The following is a 20,800-nucleotide window of genomic DNA, read 5'->3' as shown; positions in this document are numbered from 1 at the left end:
GCCTCAGATGACGGGGGCATGGCATATTGAAGAAGCTTTGATGACAGCAACTGTTTTGAGGTGAGATTCGTATTTTTTGCAGATTACCGCCAGTTTGATTGCTGCAAGGGCCGGGATATCACGTGATCCTGTGATAATGTCACTTCCCCCAATTAGAAGGATAATCAACAGACTATGGGTCAATTAAAAAGAGCGCTTGTCCCCCTGACGATTGTGCTGGTGGCTATTCTGGTAGTGGTCGTATTGGCCGGAATCAGGCCTGAGCCAGCCCAACAGCCCCGGGCGGAACCGGCGCCGCCGGAAATTTCCGCTATGACAGCCATTCCGGCGCGCCGCCAGGTCAGTGTGCTGACCCAGGGCACGGTTCAGCCCAAGGTTGAAGTGGCGCTGGCTACCCAGGTTGCGGGACAGGTGCTGTCTGTTTCACCAAATTTTGTCGATGGTGGTTTTTTCAGTGAAGGCGAAGTGCTGCTGCAACTGGATGCCAGAGACTACGATATTGAAGTCATCCGGGCATCATCACGGGTTGCCGAGGCTGAGAAAACCCTTGCCATGGAGCGAGGACAAGCCAGGCAGGCAAAGCGAGAGTGGCGGGATTTGGGTAATAGAGAAGGCAACGCATTGTTTCTACGTGAGCCACAGTTAAAGGCGGCAGAAGCTGCCCTTGCTGGGGCCAGGGCGGATCTCGAGCAGGCCCGTATCAATCTGGAGCGTACGACGATTGTTGCACCCTTTGATGGCCTGATACGTCAGACACAGGTGAACCGCGGACAGTATGTGAGTTCCGGCATGCTGGTGGCAGAGATTTTCGCGACACATACCATGGAGGTACGCCTGCCATTAACGGCGAGTCAGGCGTCGCGTTTGAATCTGCCGCTCCGGCCCGAAGCCGACAACCCGCTTCAGGTGACACTGTCGGCGAGGTTTGATGGGCAGCAGGCCGACTGGCCTGGCCTGCTGGTGCGCACAGACGCCACCATTGATACGCGAACCCGGGTCATTTACGGGATTGTCGAGATAACCAATCCCTATCAGTATTCGCCGCCCTTGGTGGCGGGTCTGTTTGTCAACGCAGAAGTAGTGGGTCGCTCCTTTGATGCAGTGGTTAGTGTGCCTCGCCAAGCCCTGTATGAGAAAGACCAACTGCTCGTGCTGGATGAAGAAAACCGGTTGCATACGGTCTCTGTTCGAGTACTGCAGGTATTAGAGGAAAGCCTGTTGATCACGGGTATCCCGGAGGGGCAGCTGATCCTACTGGAGAGGCCGGGTTATGTGGTTGAGGGGATGAAGGTGTCTCCAGTGCTTCTGTCGGCGCCGGACCTCCTATGAGCACGTCAGGTCGGGGGTTGATTCATTGGTGGGTCAGCAATCCCATTGCGGCCAATTTGTTAATGTTAATGGTGCTGGTGGGTGGCCTGACGAGTTTGCCGGACCTCGACAAGGAAATGTTTCCGAAAATACCGAGGGACGTGGTTCAGGTCGAGGTGCCCTACCCGGGTGCCGGGCCGCGGGAGGTTGAAGAGCAGATCTGTATCCGCATCGAAGAGCAGGTGCATGATCTGGATGGTATTGAGGAGCTGCGCTCGTTTGCCTATCAGGGCATGGGGCGGATTGAGATAGAAGTGGCCGACGGTCACGACACCCAGAAGTTGCTCAATGATGTGAAATCACGGGTAGACGCCATTAATACCTTACCAGTGGATTCCGAGCGACCACTGATCAAAGAGGTGTTGGCAAGAACCCAGATTCTCAGCCTGGCTCTGGCAGGGCCGATGGCGGAAGACGACCTCAAACGACTTGCTGAGTCCATCCGCGATGAGGTCATCGGGTTATCTGGTGTCACTCTGGCGGAAATAGGTGGCACGCGGCCTGAAGAGGTCGCTGTGGAAATATCCGAGGAAACACTGCGCCGTTACCAGCTGACGTTCGAGGACATTGTTGCCGCCATCCGGCGTTCATCGGTCAATTTGCCCGCCGGTGAAGTGCGTGAGCAAGCGGGCGACATTGTCCTGCAGACCCGGGGGCAGGCCTACCAGCGGGAAGATTTTGAGCGCATTGTGGTCTTGCGGGATACCGATGGTACACAGGTTCTGCTGGGTGATATTGCCCGTATTAACGACGGTTTTGCAGAGCAGGATCTGATGTCCATATTCAATGGCAAGCCCGCTGTATTTATCAACCTTTTCAATACCCGCAATCCCGATGTTGTGGCTTCCTCTGAGGCCGTCAGAGCCTATGTTGCGGAGAAGTTGCCCAGTCTTCAGCCTGGTGTCGAATTGGTGGTTTGGCGCGATTTGTCAGTATACCTAGGCAGTCGAATTGATCTGCTGTCAAAAAATGCACTCGGCGGACTATTGCTGGTGTTCGGTCTGCTGGTGCTTTTCTTGCGTCCGGCACTGGCTTTTTGGGTGGCTGCGGGAATAGGTATTTCCTACGTGGGTACTCTGTGGTTAATGCCCTACCTGGGGATTAGCGTCAATATTGTCTCGTTATTTGCCTTTCTGCTCATTCTTGGCATCGTGGTGGATGACGCCATTGTGGTGGGTGAAAGTATCTACTCGCATCACGAGCGCGGTCTGAGCGGCAATGACAGTGCTTCGCTGGGGGCCCTGGCGGTTTCAAAGCCGGTCACTTTTGCTGTTTTGACCACGATCATTGTGTTTGTGCCGATGCTGCTGTTACCTGGTGATTCCAGCAAGCTGATGGCAGAAATGCCCAAGGTGGCGATTATTGCGCTGACATTTTCGCTGCTGGAGTCCTTCCTGATTTTGCCGGCTCACCTGCGCCATCTGAAACCCGAGAAAGAGGCCACATGGCTGTTTGCAAAATGGTTGCAGAGGGCGAGAAACGGGGCTTCCCGGTGGATGAAGCAGTTTGCGGATCATCAGTTCCGGCCGGCGCTGGAAAGTTGCCTGCGTCACAGCGGTATTACCATGGCGCTGTTTCTGGCGGTACTGATTGTCATACTGGGGGTTTTCTTTACCGGTTGGTTGCGCGTCGCTTTTTTCCCGGTGGTTGAGGGGGAGTACCTGCGGGCATCAGCCGAGCTGCGGGAAGGTATCAGTTTCGATCGCTCTCTGGCCGTTATGCGACAGATAGAAGAGGGCGTAGAGGGGTTAAAGCAGGAGCCTCTGTTGATTGGCGAGGATGGGCGCTCGGTCATTGAAAATCACTATGCCGAAAGCCGGGAAAACATCGTCTCGGTTGTTCTGGAGTTATCCAGTAACGAAACCCGCTCGATTTCGTCAAAGGCCGTGGCTGGGCTCTGGCAGAAACATATCGGGACTGTTGAAAATGTCGAGGACTACCGGGTTGAATATACCCTGATGGGGCGGCCCAAGGAGATCAACTTGCTTCTCAGGGGCAAGCAGATTGATGAGTTGCGTTTGGCTTCAGTGGAAATTGAGTCCCTGCTGCTGGATTACCCCGGGGTCTTCAATGTCTCCAGTTCTTTTCGTACAGCGAGCAAAGAAATCGAAATCAGTCTTAAAGACAATGCGGACACGCTCGGAATCGGTTTGAGTGATATTGCCGGACAGTTGCGCAATGCATTTTATGGTGTCGAGGCTCAGCGTATTCCACGGGAGCGGGAGGATGTCAAAGTCATGGTTCGTTATCCTGAAGCGGAGCGAGCCCGGGTATCGTCACTGGATGAGTTGCGTATCCGGACGGATGATGGTCGTGAGTTGCCTTTCAATGCTGTGGCGGATATCACGTTTGTGCCGGGGTATACCGAGATCAAGCGCCGTGATCGCAAGCGAATGGTCGAGATAGAAGGTGAGCTGGTTAGTGGGGCCGCGTCTGCCGATGAGATCGTGGCAGTGTTTATGCGGGACCACTGGTCCGAGCTAGTGAAGAAGTTCCCGGGATTAACGCTGGAAATTGACGGCGCACAGAAAGATCAAAAAGCCTTTGAAATAGGCTTTTTACAGATGATGGCGCTGGCATTATTGGCCATTTATACCTTGCTCGCCGTGGAGTTCCGCTCATACTGGCAGCCGGTTATTGTGCTCAGCGCTGTACCGTTTGGTATTGCCGGAGCCATTATTGGCCACCTGTTGTTCGGCAAGGAAATCAGCATGCCCTCAATGATGGGAGTGCTGGCCGCCGCCGGGGTGGTGGTCAATGATAATCTTGTGCTGATTGATCGCATCAATCAGTTGAAAAAAGAGGGATGGCATGCAGTGGATGCGGTTGTTCAGGGCGCCAGGGACCGGTTCCGACCAATCGTGCTGACATCACTGACTACGTTTTTTGGCCTGACACCGATACTGTTTGAGCGCAGTGCCCAGGCTCAATTCCTGATACCCATGGTAATTTCATTGGCTTTTGGTGTTTTGTTGGCCACTTTTGTCACTCTGCTGCTGGTGCCCTCGATCTATATCACGGGTGAACGTATCAGGGCGTATTTCAGCGTGGGTCAGCAACCGATCGCGAGGAGCGAGTAAAAATGAATTCGATGATTGAGGTCACTGATCTGGCATTGGTTATTCAACTGGCGGTTGCGCCGGTATTCCTGCTGGCAGGCATAGCGGGCTTTCTCAATGTCATATCCGGTCGGCTAGGGCGAATTGTTGATCGCGCGAGGGTGGTGGGTCAGCGTGAGCTCCGTCTGAGTGACCCTGAACAGAAAGCGATTTGTCAGCAGGAGCTTAAGTTTCTTTGGCGCAGGACTAAAGTCACCAACTGGTCTATTGGGCTTTGCACAGCAGCCGGATTGCTGGTCTGTATATTAATTGTCAGCCTGTTTGTGGGCGGCTTCTGGCAGTTGCACATAGGTGGTCTGATTATCGGGTTCTTTGTGTTGGCGCTGGTATTGTTGATTCTCGCACTGATGTTGTTTCTCAAAGAGGTTCAGCTGGCTACCCGCACACTAAGGGTAGCCAGAGAGTTTTCCTTTGAGGATGTCGGTGTCAGATAAGCTGACCTCTTTGCGCTTTAATGGGCCTTGCCAAAAGTGGCAGGGGTTTTCACATAGTGTCTGTGAAAAGGTTATTCAGGTGCGCTTGATATTGTATTTTTTCAGTTTGATATACAGAGTGCTTTTCGCAATGTTCAGCTGTTTGGCCACCTTTGTCAGGTTGCCACCCTGTTCACGGATGGACCGGATAATCACCTCTTTTTCGGCAAAATCCAGGGGGTTGGCCACTTCTTCGCCTTCATGACCCTCCAGATTGGCGGCGAGGAAATCTTTGGGGAGATCTTCTGGCCCCAGTTCCTCCCGGTCGGAGAGAAAGAAAGCGGCGGTAATCAGGTTGCCCAGTTCGCGAATATTGCCCGGCCAACTATGCTTTTCGAGTAGATCGAGCAATGGCTTGCTGAGTCGTTTCTGGTCGCCAGAATGCTGTTCCAGCAGGTGGGCGAAAATATTGTGAGCGAGCAGTGAGACATCTCCGGTTCGCTCCCGCAATGGCGGCACCGTCAGTGTCATTGACGAGATTCGGTAGTAAAGATCCATCCTGAAGCGACCTTCTGCCACTTCCTGAGCCAGATCCCGGTTGGTGGCGGCGATTAGCCTGAAGTTGACCTTGCGCGGTCTGGTATCGCCTACCCGGCAGATTTCTGATTCTTGGAGCACCCGGAGAAACATTGGTTGGAGGTCGAAGGGCATCTCGCCTATCTCATCCAGAAACAGTGTGCCGCCGTTAGCGGCTTCTATTTTGCCAATCATGCCGCCGCGCCGGGCACCGGTGAAAGCGCCTTCTATGTGTCCAAACAGTTCGCTTGCCAGCAGATCCCTGGACAGCCCGCCACAGTTGAGCGCAACAAACTCACCTGTGTTAGATGGACCCTCTTCGTGCATAGCCCTGGCAAAGAGCTCCTTGCCAACCCCCGTTTCTCCCTGAAGTAGAACGGGAATGGGTGCTTTGGCAACCCGCTTCGCTTGTTGAACTGCTTTCAGGAAAGGAGCGCTCTGTCCTACCAGACGGAAAAAACCGGTGGACTTGGAGGGGGGTGGAATGGTGGTCGGGTTGCCTGATACTCTCTGTGACGAGCGGGCGGGGAGTGGAATGACGGCCAGGTAACCAATTTGCTCCCCCTGGTGGGTGACGGGCTGAACCCATTGCTGGTCTATCTGATTGAGTGCAGTATCCTGTTCGGGGGTGAACGCCCCCTCACTGTTGAGTGTCAGAATAGGGTTATATGGCGTCAAATTGATTCTTATACCCCTGGCTGCCAGAACCTTGTCTGCCATAGTGTTGGTGCGAACCAATTTGCCGTCCATATCAAATAGTAGTACGCCGTCATTTCCTGAAGAGGCAAAATGATCAATGGTTGTGCCGAGTAAAAGATCTCTCTTCGCAAGTTTCAGTTGTGCAAACTGACCTTCAATTCTGCGAGCACCGGAAATGGCCAGTGCCAGGCAGTAATCATGCAATGTGTTTTTCAAACCTGAAATATTCAGTGCACCAAGCAAGCGTTTCTCGAACGGGTCACGAATAACTGCCGCAGAGCAAGTCCAGCGGCTGATGTTTTCACAGAAATGCTCAAATGCGTGAACCTGTACAGGTGCGCCAATGTTCAATGCAGTGCCAATAGCGTTTGTTCCCGCTGCCTGCTCGTTCCAGTTGGCACCCGGGATTAAGCTGTAATTATTGGCCAGTTCCAGTGTGTCGGGATCTCCTTCGTAATCCAGTATCATTCCGGAGGGCGTCACAAGGTGCATGATGGTGCCTGATTCTGCCAGTAGTTCTTTGGCCTCGCGCATGATGATTTCGGATGCAGAGAGCAGTTCTCGGTGCTGTCGTCTGATTCCCGTCAGTTCTTCACCGCTGAGCTCCAGTGCCCGTTTTGCAATTAGCGGATCAACCTGACTTGTCACGCAACGCTGCCAGGAAGCCTCAATGACAGATCGAACGGTATTGTCCGGCAGGTTGCCGTCTGTCAGAAGCTTCTCGCGTGCAGAAGCAACCCGCGTCGGGTGCGAAACGGCAGTGGACCCCTTAAGGGAAGGTTCATAACTCATGACACTCTTATCTCACCGGGTTGTTATTATGAAAATAGTCGTTGTACGATTATAGGACGTTTCTGCATTTTAGGCCTCATTAAATATAATCACTTGCAAGTCATACAATTACAATTGGTTTGCAATAATGGCCCAGGCGGCACTAACGCCTTGTTTTCTATTGGCCAGAGGGTCTACATAGTCAGCAATATCGTAGACATGAACCATTAAGCCGTGTTTTAATCCAGTTCGATTAATGTCCGGCCGGCGACTGATATTCGAACGATTATAGTCGATTTCTGCCAAACATTAATTTGATATTTCTTATAACATAATAAAATTTAACAATAAATTTTTATTGGCACGGCTATTGCTATAGTCGTATGCGAGGGCTCCTCAGTCCACGAATGATTTGTAGTATTAACTATAAAAAGCAAATCAAATTAAGGTGGGCAGGGGTAGAAGTAATCAACATAAGAGGATATACACTTGAATGATTTAACCAATCCCGTTGAAGTTCTGGGTATCGATGCCGGTGGCACGATGACCGATACTTTTTTTGTGCGTGCAGATGGCACCTTCGTCGTCGGTAAAGCACAAAGTGACGTCGATGAAGCCAACGCGGTGCTGACGTCCAGTGTTGATGCACTGGCTCACTGGGACACAACTCCTGAAGAAGTCTTCCCGCAAATGGTCACCTGCGTATTCTCTGGTACCGCGATGCTTAACCGCGTTGTAGGTCGCAAGGGTCTTCGCACTGGTCTGATCGTAAGTAAGGGCTTTGAAGACTTCCATCGCATGGGTCGTGCTATCCAGTGTTATCTGGGTTACGCATTTGAAGACCGTCTCCACCTCAACACTCACCGTTATGATGAGCCTCTGGCGCACATCCATGACACTCGCGGTGTTACCGAGCGTGTTGACTCCAAAGGCGGTGTGGTAATTCCTGTTCGTCTGCATGAGGCCCGTGAAGCTGCCCGTGAGTTGGTCGAGCAAGGCTGTAAAGCCATTGTGATCAGCTTCCTGAGCTCTTACCTTAATGGTACACATGAACGCGCGGTTCGCGATGTGTGTCTCGAGGTTATCAAAGAGATGGGCTCTAACATTCCGGTATTTGCTTCTGTCGACTACTACCCGGTTCGTAAAGAAACTCACCGTACCAACACAACGTTGCTGGAAGCCTACGCTGCTGAGCCTTCACGCAAAATTTTGGCTAACCTTAGCCAGCGCATGAAAGACGTCGGTGCTAAATATGACGTACGCGTAATGGCCAGCCACGGCGGTACCATCAGCTGGAAGGCTAAAGAACTGGCTCGTACACTGGTGTCCGGTCCTATCGGTGGTGTGATGGGTTCTCGTTACCTCGCTGAGCAGCTCGGTTACGAAAACGTTGCTTGTTCTGACATCGGTGGTACCAGTTTCGACATGGCGCTGATTGTTAAAGGCAAAGTGTCCATGCATCAGGACGGCGATTGCGCTCGACTGGTACTGTCTCTGCCGCTGGTATCCATGGATACTATTGGTGCGGGTGCCGGTAGCTTCGTTCGTATCGATCCCTACAGTAACTCCCTGAAACTCGGCCCTGACAGTGCCGGTTATCGCGTTGGTACTTGCTGGCCTGCCGGTGGTGTTGACACAGTGTCTGTAACTGACTGTCACATCATCTTGGGCTACCTGAACCCCGATAACTTCCTCGGCGGTATTCTTGAGCTGGACGTTCCACGTGCTAAGCAGTGCGTCAAAGAACAGATCGCTGATCCCCTCGGTATGTCTCTGGAAGATGCGGCTGCTGGTGTGATTGAGCTGCTTGACCTTTCCTTGCGTCAGCATTTGCGCGCTATGATCAGTGCCAAGGGCTACAGCCCCAGTGACTTCGTATGCTTCTCATACGGTGGTGGTGGTCCGGTTCACGCCTATGGCTATACCATGGGTCTCGGCTTTAAAGAAACTATCGTTCCTGCTTGGGCTGCTGGTTTCTCTGCATTTGGTTGTGCTACTGCAGACTTTGAATACCGCTATGATAAGAGTACAGATATCGGTATCACCAAAGACTCGACAACTGCCGAAAAGCAGGAAGCTGTGAACACCTTGGGTGCTTGCTGGAAAGAGCTGGCAGACAAAGTAATGGAAGAGTTCAAGATTAACGGGTTTACCGAAGATGACGTCACACTCACCCCCGGTTACCGCATGCAGTATCTGGGTCAGCTGAACGACCTGGAAATGAGCTCACCACTTTCTGATATCGGTTCTCCGGAAGACTGGGATAAGCTGGTTGCCACTTTTGATGAAACCTATGGCCGGGTATATGCCGACGCTGCTCGTTCTCCTGAGCTTGGGTTTGGTGTGACTGCTGCTATCATGCGTGGATCTGTTGAAACCAAGAAGCCAAGCATTCCTTCTGAACCAGATGCCGGTCCGAATCCTCCAGCTGAAGCAGTAATTGGAGAGCGTCCGTTCTACTATGGTCGTAAATGGGTTACTGCAAAACTCTACAAAATGGAAACCCTGTTGCCAGGCAACAGAATTACCGGGCCAGCAGTTATTGAGTCTGATGCAACTACATATGTAATCCCGACTGGTTTTGAAACCTGGTTGGATGGACACCGTCTGTTCCACCTGATCGAGGTTTAATAAATAGCGAATATCTACTAAAGATAACTGCTAACGTCGATTACATAGACGAAAAAGATACAGAGGAATAATTATGACTATTATGAAAAATGCGTTGGGTAACACCCACGGTCAACTGCTTGAAAGCGGCTTGACTCTAAACGACCACCGTAATGCCATTCAGGAGCGTACAGCCAAAACTGGTTTCTATAACGGTCACGAAACCCTCGAATTCAAGGACAAAGATCCAATCGGTTACGAGCGTATCTTCTCCAAAGTTCGTGCGGGTTTGGTTAACTCTCGTGAAGTGGCCAAGAAAATTGCCGCATCGCCCATTGTTGAGCAGGAAGGTGAACTTTGCTTTACCCTGTACAACCCTGCCGGTGACTGTGTTGCCACCTCTACAGGTATCATCATTCACGTGGGTACCATGGGTGCAGCGATCAAATACATGATTCAGAATGACTGGGAAAGCAACCCCGGTATCGCCGATGGTGACATGTTCACCAACAACGATTGTCAGGTTGGTAACGTTCACCCCTGTGATATCGCAACTATCGTACCTATCTTCTATGATGGATACCTGAGAGGTTGGGTCGGCGGCATGACTCACGTAATTGATACTGGTGCCGTGGGTCCTGGTTCCATGTCAAATGGCCAAATCCAGCGTTTTGGTGATGGCATTCAGATCAGCTGTCGCAAAACAGGTATCAACGATACCCCTCTGCGTGACTATCTGCACGAAAGTCAACGCAATATTCGTACGACCAAATACTGGATTCTCGATGAGAAAACCCGTATTGCCGGCTGCCACATGATCCGCAAAATGCTTACTGAAGTTATTGAAGAAGAAGGTGTGGAAGCCGTCGAAAAATTCATGTATGAGGTGATTGAAGACGGTCGCCGTGGCCTGGTTAAGCGTATCAAGGCAATGTGTGTGCCAGGTACAGTGAAGACAGTTGCTTTTGTCGACGTTCCTTACAGCCACCCGGATGTCCATGTACCGTCCACTTTTGCAAAAATGGACTCCATCATGCACGCCCCTTGTGAAATCACTGTGAAAGCCAATGGCACCTGGCGCCTTGATTTCGAAGGCTGCAGCCGCTGGGGCTGGCATACCTATAATACCAACCCCACTGCGTTCACCTCCGGTATCTGGGTAATGATGACCCAGTCTCTGGTTCCTACCGAACGTATTAACGATGGCCCTCGTTACGCGACTGAGTTCCGTTGCCCTGCAGGAACCTGGACCAACCCGAAGGATCGCCGTACAGCACACGCTGACGCGTGGCACTTCTTGGTGTCATCTTGGAGCTCCTTGTGGCGCGGCATCAGCCGTACGTACTTCGCCCGCGGTTATCTGGAAGAAGTTAACGCCGGTAACTCCAACCCTTGTAACTGGTTGCAAGGTGGTGGTGTGAACCAGGACGGTGAAGTTCACGCGGTTAACAGCTTCGAAACTGCGGCTTGTGGTACTGGTGCCTGTGCTATGAAAGATGGCCTGAATCACGCTGCTGCGATCTGGAACCCTGAAGGTGACATGGGTGATATCGAGATCTGGGAACTGGCTGAACCGCTGTTGTACATGGGTCGTCGTATCAAAACCAATACTGGCGGCTATGGTAAGTACCGCGGTGGTCTGGGTTATGAAACCCTGCGTATGGTTTGGAACTCGGCTGACTGGACCATGTTCTTCATGGGCAATGGGTACATGAACAGTGACTGGGGCCTGATGGGTGGTTATCCGTCAGCTACCGGCTACCGTTTTGAGGCTCATAACACAGGCTTGAAAGAGCGTATCGCCGAAGGTAAATCTCTGCCACTTGGTCAGGATCGTGATCCTTCACTCTGTGAATACGAAAAACACCTCGGCCCGGATGCTATTGTTAAGCGTGACAAGCAGTGTATTACCACTGAAGACATGTTCGATAATGGTGACCTGTACCTGAACTATCTGCGCGGTGGCCCTGGTTTTGGTGATCCGCTGGATCGTGAAATTTCTTCTATCCAGGAAGACCTTAACCAAAACTTCCTGATGGAAGAGTTCGCTGTAAAAATCTACGGTGCAGTGTTCACCAAAGATGACGAAGGTGTTTACACCATTGATGCAGCGAAAACCAAAGCTCGTCAGGCTGAAATCCGCAAAGAACGTATTGGCCGCGGTGTTCCAGTGCGTGAGTGGATGGAAACAGAGCGCGCCAGGATCATCGATAAAGATGCATCTTTGGCAGTCCAGCAGATGTTTGCGTCAAGCTTCTATCTGTCAGCCAAATTCCTTGCCGAATTCAAGGAATTCTGGGATCTTCCTGCTGATTGGGAACTGCCTGAAGAAGAGCTGGGTACCCCGATGTACGGTGCAAGACACAATATTGATATTGGTGACCTGCCCGACGTCCATCCAGTGATCATGGTAGAAGAATAAGGTATTAATCTGCCTATGAGCAGGGTGGCCACTTCGGTGGTTCACCCTATCACTTGACGAATTGACAGAATATAAGAGAGTTTAGTTATGTCTACTTACACTAAGAAGCAGGTTAGTGACCTGGTCAAAGGCACTCTGGATTGGGATACAGTTCACCTGATGCTGTCCATGCCGAAAGACGAAGCTCGTTACAAACTGTACATGGAAGTGCTCCAGGAAAATGTTTCCTATGATGACAAAATCCTTCTGGCCGTTGGTCCTCACCTGAACATTGTTGAGTCCTCCAAAGATCAGGAAATCCTCATCAAGTGCGATTGTGGCCATGAATTTGGTCATTACAGCAAAAACTGGAAACTTAACGCATTGATTTATGTGCGTGACAATGTGGAAAAGATGAAAGAAGTTTATCCAGAGTTGATGGCTCCGGACACCAACTGGCAGGTATACCGTGAGTACTACTGCCCGTCGTGCGGTATTATGCATGATGTGGAAGCACCAACTCCTTGGTACCCTGTTATGCATGATATTCAGCCTGACCTGAAGACTTTCTTCGAATGGTTGGATATGCCTGCACCGGCTAAGATCTAATGGTGCTGGGTCCCGGCCTTTGGCCGGGACCTTTTTTATGTCTGGTATAAAATTTTAGTTAGAAGTTTCTACGATAAAAGTGATGCGCTGACTGTTAGGATATTGGTTGGCTGGCAAATGTATTACACTCCCCCTTTTACGCCGCCTGAAACTCGATCTGAATTGTATCGGGCCGGCAGACTATTCAAAAAAGGTATCGATGACACAATAAACAGGCTGCGCATGTTTGTTTGGTGATCTGTTATCCTGTGCGACATACAGAGGAAAAAATATGTCTCAGAATGAAAAAGCGCAAACGACGCCACATTTTTCAATGCAGAAGATTTATCTGAAGAAAAATGACTATGAAGCACCCAATCCTGCTTCTGTATTTAAGACGGACTGGAAACCAGAAGTGACTCTGGATCTTGATATCAAGGACCAGAAACTCGAAGAAGACAGGTATGAAGTGATTCTGTCGATTTCAATTACGGCAAAAAATGCAGAGCAAATTGCTTTTCGTTTAGAGATTGATCAGGCTGCTTCGTTTTTGATTGGCAACTTCCCAGATGAGCGTCTTGAAGAGGCATTGGGTTCGGCATGCCCGGCTATTATGTTTCCTTACTTGCGTGAGACTGTAGACCATATGCTGCTGAAGGGCGGTTTCCCTCCTCTCATGTTGGCACCGGTCAACTTTGATGCATTGTATAAAGACAAAAAAGCACAACTTGCTCAATAACTAGGGGCTAAGGCCTCAAATTATATTGTTGTGTAGTAGATCCATTGGAATACAATGTCGTGGACGCTGATCAAAACTGATCAGCGTTTTTTGTGGATGATATATATACGAGAGGAAACCACACTGAGATTTATAGGCTGCAAAAGAGTGTCTGTCAGCTGAAATCTCCCCAAAGAGATTGCAGCAGCGTGATTGCGACGATGGGCGCTGTTTCGGTCCGCAAGACACGAGGACCTATTGTTAGTGGTTCAAAACCACTATGCAGTGATGATGATATCTCAGCGTCTGTGAGTCCGCCCTCTGGACCTATGAGTAACGCGGTACTACTAACTTGCTGGCTGCGGAGGTCAGTCACAGTTTTTTCGCTGCGGTGATGCATCACAAATTTTTTGTCCGTAGCTAAAGAGTGAAACCAGAGGTCGGGAGATGTCGGAGCGTTAATTATGGGAGGGATATTTCTGTAGCTTTGCTCGCAGGCATTAATGGCTATCTTGCGCCAGTGCCGGATTTTTTTATCAGCACGATCACCCTTGAGGCGAACCTCGCTGCGAGCAGTAAAAAGCGGTGTAATTTCAGCAACACCAACTTCCGTTGCTTTTTGAATAACCCAGTCCATACGATCACCGCGAGACAAGCCTATGCCGAGTGAAATATACAGGGGTGATTGTCTGTTGGTGTCTGTGAAATCGGAGATTAAAGCGCGGACATGTTTGCCAGTGATTTGGCCCAGCGTGGCCTTGTATTCCCCACCAGTTCCATTAAATAGAACAATCTTGGCTCCTGCCTTGAGGCGCAACACTACGGTCAAATGATGTGCACTGTGTTCCTCAAGCACTATTTCAGTATCTGCCGTCAGAGGTTGGTCAATGAATACTCTGATATCACGCATCTGTTATGGGGAATCCTAAATTACGGCATAAAGTCGTGCAGGTGTCAGCCTGGTTCATAGTATAAAAATGTAGACCGGGTGCTCCTTCCGCCAAAAGTTTTTCGCAAAGCCGGGAGACAACATCCAGGCCAAAAGCACGAATACTGGCAGCATCCGTACCATAGGATTTCAATTGTTGTCTGATCCAACGGGGCACATCGGCACCACAATTATCGGAGAAACGGATAAGGTTCTGATAATTGGTAATTGGCATAATACCGGGGATTATCGGGCTCTGAATCCCCGCTGCAAGGCACTGATCGCGGAAATAAAAATATGCATCAATGTTATAAAAATATTGGGTGATACCACGACTCGCCCCCGCCAAAAATTTTTGGCCGAGCCAATAAATGTCTTTCTTATAGCTTTCGGCTTCAGGATGAATCTCCGGGTAGGCCGCTACAAGCAATTCAAACGTATCACCGAAATGTTCACGAATAAACTGAACCAATTCATTGGCATAGACGAGTTGTGTTGAGCCGCCCATGCCAGAGGGTAGATCACCACGCAAGGCTACGATACGGCGTATGCCAGCTTCACGGTAAGTTTCCAGCAGGGATAAAACCGATTGCTTGCTGTCCCCGCCAAAGGATAGGTGTGGCGTGGCATTTGAACCGGCCCGGTTTATTTCAAGAACGATATCCCGGGTGTGGTCACGCGTGGAGCCTCCCGCACCATAGGTCACAGAGAAAAACTCGGGATTGAACCGGGCCAGCTGACTGTGTACAAAGCGCAGTTTTTCGCGTCCTTCAGGTGTTTTCGGTGGAAAAAATTCAAAACTTAAATGTCGATCATTCATGGCTGATCAATTATCCCTACGGCAATGAAAAATTTGCTGATCCAGTAATCAATAACGGTAACTGTCTTCCTTGAATGGCCCATCTAGTGGCACATTGATATAGGCAGCTTGTGTGGGTTTCAGCTTTGTCAGTACACCGCCAAAGCCGGACACCATGTGGGCAGCCACCTCTTCGTCTAACTTCTTGGGTAATACCTCAACGCGCAACAAGGCCTGTCTTGTAGACTGGTCGCAGTCGGCAAATTTTTGCTGATATAAGTGAATTTGGGCCAGAACCTGATTGGCAAAAGAGCCATCCATGATACGACTCGGGTGACCGGTGGCATTGCCAAGGTTTACCAGTCGGCCCTCAGAGAGCAGCAACAGGTGGTCATTGGTGTCACGGTTTCGATAAACTTTATGAACTTGGGGTTTGATTTCCTCCCACAGCCAGTTTTTGCGCATGTAACTGGTGTCGATTTCATTGTCAAAGTGACCGATGTTGCAAACAACGCAACCGGATTTCAGCGCGTGAAGAATGTCGGCATCGCAAACATTGTAGTTCCCGGTGCAGGTGACGAGCAGGTCTGTCGTTGCTAACAACGCTGAATTAACCCCATTTTCGGGATTCCCTTCTAGATAGGGAGAGACGACCTCGAAACCGTCCATGCAGGCCTGCATGGCGCAGATCGGGTCTATTTCGGTCACCTTGACGATCATGCCTTCCTGACGGAGCGACTGGGCAGAGCCCTTGCCCACATCACCGTATCCAATCACCAGTGCTTTCTTGCCAGACAGTAAATGGTCAGTGGCGCGTTTCAGCGCATCATTGAGGCTGTGACGACACCCGTATTTATTGTCATTTTTCGACTTGGTCACGGAGTCATTGACATTGATGGCAGGTATTTTAAGTTCACCCTTTTTCAGCATCTCGTAGAGACGGTGCACGCCGGTCGTAGTTTCTTCAGTAACGCCATGCACTCCCTTGAGCACCTGAGGAAACTTTTCATGAAGCATGGCGGTGAGATCGCCGCCATCATCCAGAATCATATTCGCTTCCCAGGGAGAACCCTCCTTGAGAATTTGCTGTTCCAGGCACCATTCGTACTCTTCTTCTGTTTCACCTTTCCAGGCAAAAACCGGCGTACCATTTGCTGCAACAGCTGCGGCAGCGTGATCCTGAGTGGAAAAGATATTGCAGGATGTCCAGCGCACCTGGGCTCCCAGTGCCTCCAGTGTCTGGATTAGTACGGCTGTCTGAATCGTCATATGAATGCAACCGAGAATTTTTGCGCCAGCGAGGGGCTGTTCTGCACGATACTTTTCTCGGAGAGCCATCAGCGCCGGCATCTCGGTTTCAGCAATGGAAATTTCACGGTTGCCCCACTCGGCGAGGGAAATGTCTGCAACCTTGTAATCGTTTTTAATGGCCATGGTTGTCATAGTGAATTCCTGTTTGTTAAATGAGAATTACAGAGCGCGTTTCAGGCTTTCAGCCCTATCGGTTCTTTCCCAGGTAAAATTATCAAGCTCGCGACCGAAGTGGCCGTAGGCGGCAGTTGGCCGATAAATGGGGCGTTTGAGGTCGAGCATTTCTATCAGACCCTGGGGTCTCAAATCGAAGTTTTCGCGGATCAGCAGTGCGATTTCATCATCCGTCAATTTGCCCGTACCAAAACTGTTGACGCTGATCGACGTGGGTTCAGTGACTCCAATGGCGTAGGAGATCTGAATTTCACAACGCTCGGCCAGCCCGGCAGCGACAATATTTTTTGCAACGTAACGCCCGGCATAAGCGGCCGAGCGATCAACTTTGGAGGGATCCTTGCCGGAGAAGGCCCCGCCACCGTGATGCGCCATACCGCCATAGGTATCAACGATAATCTTCCTGCCAGTGAGTCCGCAGTCACCCATGGGGCCGCCGATGATGAATTGACCGGTAGGGTTGATGTGGTAGCGGGTACCTTTGTGGAGCCACTCTTCAGGGAGCACGTGCTGGATGATCTCCTCTCGGACGGCCTCCTGCAAATTGGCTTGGGAAATACTGGGTGCGTGCTGTGTCGACAACACAACTGCGTCCACTGCCACTGGTTTGCCATCAGCGTAACGCAGGGTCACCTGACTCTTGGCATCGGGTCTTAGCCAGGGCAATACGCCATCTTTGCGCAACTGCGCCTGGCGCTCTACCAGCCTATGGGCGAAATAGATCGGGGCGGGCATCAGGACATCGGTCTCGTCGCTGGCATAACCAAACATCAGTCCCTGATCACCTGCACCCAGTTCTTTCTCGTTGGCCTCGTCAACGCCAATGGCGATATCGCGGGATTGTTTGCCGATGGCATTCAATACAGCACAGGATGCGCCATCAAAGCCCACATCCGAACTGTTATAACCAATATCCAGAATGACGCCGCGAACAATTTCCTCTAGGTCGACATACGTGTTGGTACGCACTTCTCCGGCAATAATGGCCATTCCGGTTTTTACCATGGTTTCCACGGCCACTCTGGAATTGGGATCATCGGCCAGAATGGCATCAAGAATGGCGTCGGAGATCTGGTCGGCCATTTTGTCGGGGTGGCCTTCGGAAACGGATTCAGAGGTGAACAAGTTGTAATTTGACATAGGTAGCGGTTCCTGTGCTGATTAGCATCAGCTACTTCCGATTGGGATTGGGTTTAAAAAATTGTCTCAGTTGAACCTGAAAGCCATTGCGTTGGGCCAGAAACAGGCTTTCTCCTTCAGTCAGGGCCGCAGCTGATGCCCAACTGCTGAGATCCTCCGGTTCAAAGCCAAGCCATAGATCGCCACAGTTTTCGCGGGCCCAGCTTTGATCGTGATGACAGAGCTCAGTCACGATCAGCGCTCCACCTGGTACTAGGAGCTCGGCGAGATGTTTAAAAATCAGCGCTGGATCCGAGGTGTGGTGCAGTACCATGTTAAGGGTAATGTAATCAGGGTTGAGAGAATGCTCGACAGCAAGTCTGGTATCGCCGTGGATAAACTGTATATTCGCCAGATTGCGTGATTCGGCAAATTCACGCGAGCGGTTGAGCATCTCCGCCGATGTATCCAATGCAATAACTTGATCAAAGCGCAGGGAGAGCGCAGGTAAAAAGCTTCCTTCCCCGGGGCCAACCTCAAGTACCGTGCCTCGGAATCCCCGTGTTGCATCCAGAAAGTCCGTGACGGGCTCACCATATTGATCGAAGCTGGCAATCAAATCCTGATTGCTGTGAAACCGGTCTGCATTCTGTTCAAAAAAAACAGTCGATGCCCGGGTCCGCTCATCATTGATATGCTGTATGCGTCGTTGCAATTTTAGGCTGGGTTCAGTCTGGTCAATGGCGGCGAACAGAGCGCGGTGTAACGACTGAAGTCGTGGTTCCTCCGGTATCGGTGATCGCCGGTAAAAAATGCTATTGCCCTCCCTGCGGGTGGCGGTCAGACCCGCTTTTGTGAGTATTTTTAAATGATGACTCATCCCGGACTGACCAATATCCAGAATTTCACTTAATTCCAGTACGCCGTAGGCGTTGTGTCGCAATACCCTGAGGATATCCACTCGCAGGGGATCACCGGCCGCCTTGCAGAGAGAGGCCAGTGAGTCGGTATCTGACCCGGTAGAATCCCGGGTGGCGGATTGAGGGCTGGTGATCATGGGGCGACTTTAACACAGCTGAAAATCTATATCAAAATAGTTTGATATAGGTGTAGCATGTTATTGGTTGTTTACTGTGCAGCGCGAGTACGAGAAAATAGCGCCCCTTTCGATTTCCCCGATTTGCCCTCCAGGAGCCTGTTCCAAATGCCTTCCAGACGTGATCTAGCCAATGCCATCCGCGCCCTGAGTATGGACGCAGTTCAACAAGCCAATAGTGGTCACCCCGGTGCCCCCATGGGGATGGCGGATATCGCTGAGGTGTTGTGGAACGACTACCTGGTACACAACCCGGCTGACCCCTCCTGGGCTAATCGTGACCGGTTTGTCTTGTCCAATGGCCACGGCTCTATGCTGCTGTATTCCCTGTTGCATCTGAGTGGTTACGACTTGCCACTGGATGAACTCAAAAATTTTCGGCAATTGCACTCAAAAACACCTGGCCACCCGGAATATGGCTATGCCCCGGGGGTTGAGACGACCACGGGTCCGTTGGGGCAGGGGCTTAGCAATGCCGTGGGTATGGCTTTGGCTGAGAAAATTCTGGCAGCCCAGTTCAACCGCCCGGGTCACGATATCGTCAACCACTACACATACTGTTTCCTCGGTGATGGCTGCCTGATGGAGGGGATATCCCATGAGGTCAGTTCTCTGGCGGGAACTCACAAGCTGGGTAAGCTGATTGCCTTCTATGATGACAACGGCATTTCCATCGACGGTGAAGTGGCTGGCTGGTTTACCGATGACACCCCGGCCCGTTTTGAGGCCTATGGCTGGCAGGTAATCCCTGATGTGGATGGCCATGATGCCACTGCCATCAAAGCGGCCATCGAAATTGCCAGAATGGATGAGGAAAAGCCCACCCTGATTTGCTGTAAAACGATCATCGGTTTTGGCTCGCCAAACAAGCAGGGTAAGGAAGATTGTCACGGAGCTCCTCTGGGTGCTGAAGAAATTTCATTGGCCCGCCAACAACTGCAATGGAACCATGGCCCCTTTGATGTGCCAGACGAGATTTATCGCGGCTGGAATGCCTGTGAAAAGGGTAGTAAGTCCCAGTCTGACTGGCAGGAGAAGCTCGAGCGCTACCGGGCTGCACACCCCGATTTGGCGGTTGAATTTATCAGGCGTATCAAAGGGGACCTGCCGGCGACATTTATTGATCAGGCCGATGCCTATATTCACCAGTGTCAGCAAGCCATGGAAAAAGTGGCCTCCCGCAAAGCCTCGCAAAACTGTCTCAATGCGTTTGGGCCACTGCTGCCTGAACTGCTGGGTGGTTCTGCAGACCTGGCTGGATCCAATCTCACACTGTGGTCCGGTTGCCAGGGCATCACTGCTGACGATGCGTCGGGGAACTACCTGTATTATGGCGTTCGCGAATTTGGTATGAGCGCTATCATGAATGGCCTTGTGCTGCACGGTGGTTTTGTCGTGTATGGCGCCACGTTCCTGATGTTCATGGAATACGCCAGGAACGCGGTGCGTATGGCCGCCTTGATGAAACAACGAAGCATTTTTGTTTATACCCACGACTCCATCGGGTTGGGCGAAGATGGCCCCACCCATCAGCCGGTGGAGCAGCTCACAGCACTTCGGGCAACCCCCAATCTGCACACCTGGCGCCCCTGCGATACAGTGGAAGCGGCGGTGAGCTGGAAGCAGGCAATTGTTCGCAAGAACGGTCCAAGTGCTCTGGTCTTTTCCCGGCAGGGCCTGGCCCCGATGTCGCGATCCGAAGCTCAACTGAACAATATCCAGCGCGGTGGTTACGTGCTGAAAGACTGCGATGGCAAGCCCAAGGCGATACTGATTGCGACGGGTTCAGAAGTGTCACTGGCTATGGATGCTGCCGGAGAGTTGAGAAGCAAGGGGGTGGCGGTAAGGGTCGTTTCCATGCCCTGTGCTGAATTATTTGACGCTCAGGACTCAGCCTATCGGGACAGTGTGTTGCCGCCCGAGGTTAGAGTGCGGGTAGCCGTGGAGGCAGGGCACCGGGATTACTGGTACAAGTACGTAGGCCTCGATGGCAGGGTAGTTGGCATGTCCACCTTTGGGGAGTCTGCTCCCGGTGATCAGCTGATGAAGCAGTTTGGTTTCACCGTGGAGAATGTGGTTGAAGCTGTCAAAGCCGTATTGTAGGCGGGAC

At 51.3% G+C, this 20,800-nt stretch carries 14 protein-coding genes; 8 read left to right on the top strand and 6 right to left on the bottom strand.

The genetic code is table 11. The features are described 5' to 3' along the window. Nucleotides 1-174: 174 nt before the first annotated feature. Genes U740_RS02470 through U740_RS02460 form a run of 3 tightly spaced genes read left to right on the top strand, consistent with a single transcriptional unit; the run spans nucleotide 175 to nucleotide 4,921 of the window. Nucleotides 175-1,329, top strand: coding sequence for an efflux RND transporter periplasmic adaptor subunit (locus tag U740_RS02470; RefSeq protein ID WP_051921142.1), 1,155 nt, complete (start codon nucleotides 175-177; stop codon nucleotides 1,327-1,329). Next, a complete protein-coding gene (locus U740_RS02465; protein ID WP_051921141.1) occupies nucleotides 1,326-4,448 on the top strand; it encodes an efflux RND transporter permease subunit in 3,123 nt (1,040 codons plus the stop codon). The genes U740_RS02470 and U740_RS02465 overlap by 4 nt, the downstream gene beginning before the upstream one ends. Nucleotides 4,449-4,450: 2 nt before the next feature. After that, nucleotides 4,451-4,921: a DUF2721 domain-containing protein gene (locus tag U740_RS02460; RefSeq protein ID WP_036858745.1), complete on the top strand. Its 471-nt coding sequence runs from the start codon at nucleotides 4,451-4,453 to the stop codon at nucleotides 4,919-4,921. 75 nt (nucleotides 4,922-4,996) lie between these two features. Here U740_RS02460 and U740_RS02455 read toward each other — a convergent pair whose 3' ends face one another. Then, entirely contained in the window at nucleotides 4,997-6,967 is a 1,971-nt protein-coding gene (locus tag U740_RS02455; RefSeq protein WP_036858743.1) for a sigma-54-dependent Fis family transcriptional regulator, read from the bottom strand. Between the two features lie 468 nt (nucleotides 6,968-7,435). On the opposite strand from U740_RS02455, the gene U740_RS02450 reads away from it, so the two are divergent. From U740_RS02450 to secB, 4 genes are all read left to right on the top strand, one after another. Next, entirely contained in the window at nucleotides 7,436-9,577 is a 2,142-nt protein-coding gene (locus tag U740_RS02450) for a hydantoinase/oxoprolinase family protein (protein ID WP_036858741.1), read from the top strand. Between the two features lie 73 nt (nucleotides 9,578-9,650). Next, on the top strand, nucleotides 9,651-11,978 hold the full coding sequence (locus U740_RS02445) for a hydantoinase B/oxoprolinase family protein (RefSeq protein WP_051921140.1): 2,328 nt from the start codon (nucleotides 9,651-9,653) through the stop codon (nucleotides 11,976-11,978). An 87-nt stretch (nucleotides 11,979-12,065) separates the two neighbouring features. After that, nucleotides 12,066-12,566 carry an acetone carboxylase subunit gamma gene (locus U740_RS02440; protein ID WP_036858740.1) on the top strand — a complete coding sequence of 167 codons (501 nt, stop codon included), beginning with the start codon at nucleotides 12,066-12,068 and terminating at the stop codon, nucleotides 12,564-12,566. Between the two features lie 271 nt (nucleotides 12,567-12,837). After that, the gene (gene secB, locus U740_RS02435; RefSeq protein WP_036858738.1) at nucleotides 12,838-13,284 is read left to right on the top strand and encodes a protein-export chaperone SecB; all 447 of its coding nucleotides are present in this window, start codon (nucleotides 12,838-12,840) and stop codon (nucleotides 13,282-13,284) included. 154 nt (nucleotides 13,285-13,438) lie between these two features. Here the strand turns inward: secB and U740_RS02430 are convergent, their stop codons facing one another. Genes U740_RS02430 through U740_RS02410 form a run of 5 tightly spaced genes read right to left on the bottom strand, consistent with a single transcriptional unit; the run spans nucleotide 13,439 to nucleotide 18,651 of the window. Continuing rightward, nucleotides 13,439-14,173, bottom strand: a complete 735-nt coding sequence (locus U740_RS02430) for a 16S rRNA (uracil(1498)-N(3))-methyltransferase (protein WP_036858737.1) — start codon at nucleotides 14,171-14,173, stop codon at nucleotides 13,439-13,441. Continuing rightward, nucleotides 14,166-15,011 carry a methylenetetrahydrofolate reductase [NAD(P)H] gene (gene metF / locus U740_RS02425; RefSeq protein WP_036858736.1) on the bottom strand — a complete coding sequence of 282 codons (846 nt, stop codon included), beginning with the start codon at nucleotides 15,009-15,011 and terminating at the stop codon, nucleotides 14,166-14,168. The genes U740_RS02430 and metF overlap by 8 nt, the downstream gene beginning before the upstream one ends. A gap of 48 nt (nucleotides 15,012-15,059) precedes the next feature. Further along, nucleotides 15,060-16,433 carry an adenosylhomocysteinase gene (gene ahcY / locus U740_RS02420; RefSeq protein WP_036858735.1) on the bottom strand — a complete coding sequence of 458 codons (1,374 nt, stop codon included), beginning with the start codon at nucleotides 16,431-16,433 and terminating at the stop codon, nucleotides 15,060-15,062. 27 nt (nucleotides 16,434-16,460) lie between these two features. Then, entirely contained in the window at nucleotides 16,461-17,615 is a 1,155-nt protein-coding gene (metK, locus tag U740_RS02415) for a methionine adenosyltransferase (RefSeq protein ID WP_036858734.1), read from the bottom strand. A gap of 31 nt (nucleotides 17,616-17,646) precedes the next feature. Beyond that, nucleotides 17,647-18,651 carry an ArsR/SmtB family transcription factor gene (locus U740_RS02410; RefSeq protein WP_051921139.1) on the bottom strand — a complete coding sequence of 335 codons (1,005 nt, stop codon included), beginning with the start codon at nucleotides 18,649-18,651 and terminating at the stop codon, nucleotides 17,647-17,649. 147 nt (nucleotides 18,652-18,798) lie between these two features. On the opposite strand from U740_RS02410, the gene tkt reads away from it, so the two are divergent. Beyond that, nucleotides 18,799-20,793, top strand: coding sequence for a transketolase (tkt, locus tag U740_RS02405; RefSeq protein WP_036858733.1), 1,995 nt, complete (start codon nucleotides 18,799-18,801; stop codon nucleotides 20,791-20,793). The last annotated feature ends 7 nt before the right edge of the window (nucleotides 20,794-20,800 follow it).

The organism is Porticoccus hydrocarbonoclasticus MCTG13d, assembly GCF_000744735.1.
GTDB classification, from domain to species: Bacteria; Pseudomonadota; Gammaproteobacteria; order Pseudomonadales; family Porticoccaceae; genus Porticoccus; species Porticoccus hydrocarbonoclasticus.
The sequence above is the reverse complement of the archived record's forward strand: the minus strand, read 5'-3'. Positions and strand labels throughout refer to the sequence as shown.

What these genes read in the sequence shown, in the direction of transcription:
- U740_RS02470 (WP_051921142.1), top strand. Translation starts at nt 175, where the DNA reads ATGGGTCAATTAAAAAGAGCGCTTGTCCCCCTGACGATTGTGCTGGTG.
- U740_RS02465 (WP_051921141.1), top strand. Translation starts at nt 1,326, where the DNA reads ATGAGCACGTCAGGTCGGGGGTTGATTCATTGGTGGGTCAGCAATCCC.
- U740_RS02460 (WP_036858745.1), top strand. Translation starts at nt 4,451, where the DNA reads ATGAATTCGATGATTGAGGTCACTGATCTGGCATTGGTTATTCAACTG.
- U740_RS02455 (WP_036858743.1), bottom strand. Translation starts at nt 6,967, where the DNA reads ATGAGTTATGAACCTTCCCTTAAGGGGTCCACTGCCGTTTCGCACCCG.
- U740_RS02445 (WP_051921140.1), top strand. Translation starts at nt 9,651, where the DNA reads ATGACTATTATGAAAAATGCGTTGGGTAACACCCACGGTCAACTGCTT.
- U740_RS02440 (WP_036858740.1), top strand. Translation starts at nt 12,066, where the DNA reads ATGTCTACTTACACTAAGAAGCAGGTTAGTGACCTGGTCAAAGGCACT.
- secB (WP_036858738.1), top strand. Translation starts at nt 12,838, where the DNA reads ATGTCTCAGAATGAAAAAGCGCAAACGACGCCACATTTTTCAATGCAG.
- U740_RS02430 (WP_036858737.1), bottom strand. Translation starts at nt 14,173, where the DNA reads ATGCGTGATATCAGAGTATTCATTGACCAACCTCTGACGGCAGATACT.
- metF (WP_036858736.1), bottom strand. Translation starts at nt 15,011, where the DNA reads ATGAATGATCGACATTTAAGTTTTGAATTTTTTCCACCGAAAACACCT.
- ahcY (WP_036858735.1), bottom strand. Translation starts at nt 16,433, where the DNA reads ATGACAACCATGGCCATTAAAAACGATTACAAGGTTGCAGACATTTCC.
- metK (WP_036858734.1), bottom strand. Translation starts at nt 17,615, where the DNA reads ATGTCAAATTACAACTTGTTCACCTCTGAATCCGTTTCCGAAGGCCAC.
- U740_RS02410 (WP_051921139.1), bottom strand. Translation starts at nt 18,651, where the DNA reads ATGATCACCAGCCCTCAATCCGCCACCCGGGATTCTACCGGGTCAGAT.
- tkt (WP_036858733.1), top strand. Translation starts at nt 18,799, where the DNA reads ATGCCTTCCAGACGTGATCTAGCCAATGCCATCCGCGCCCTGAGTATG.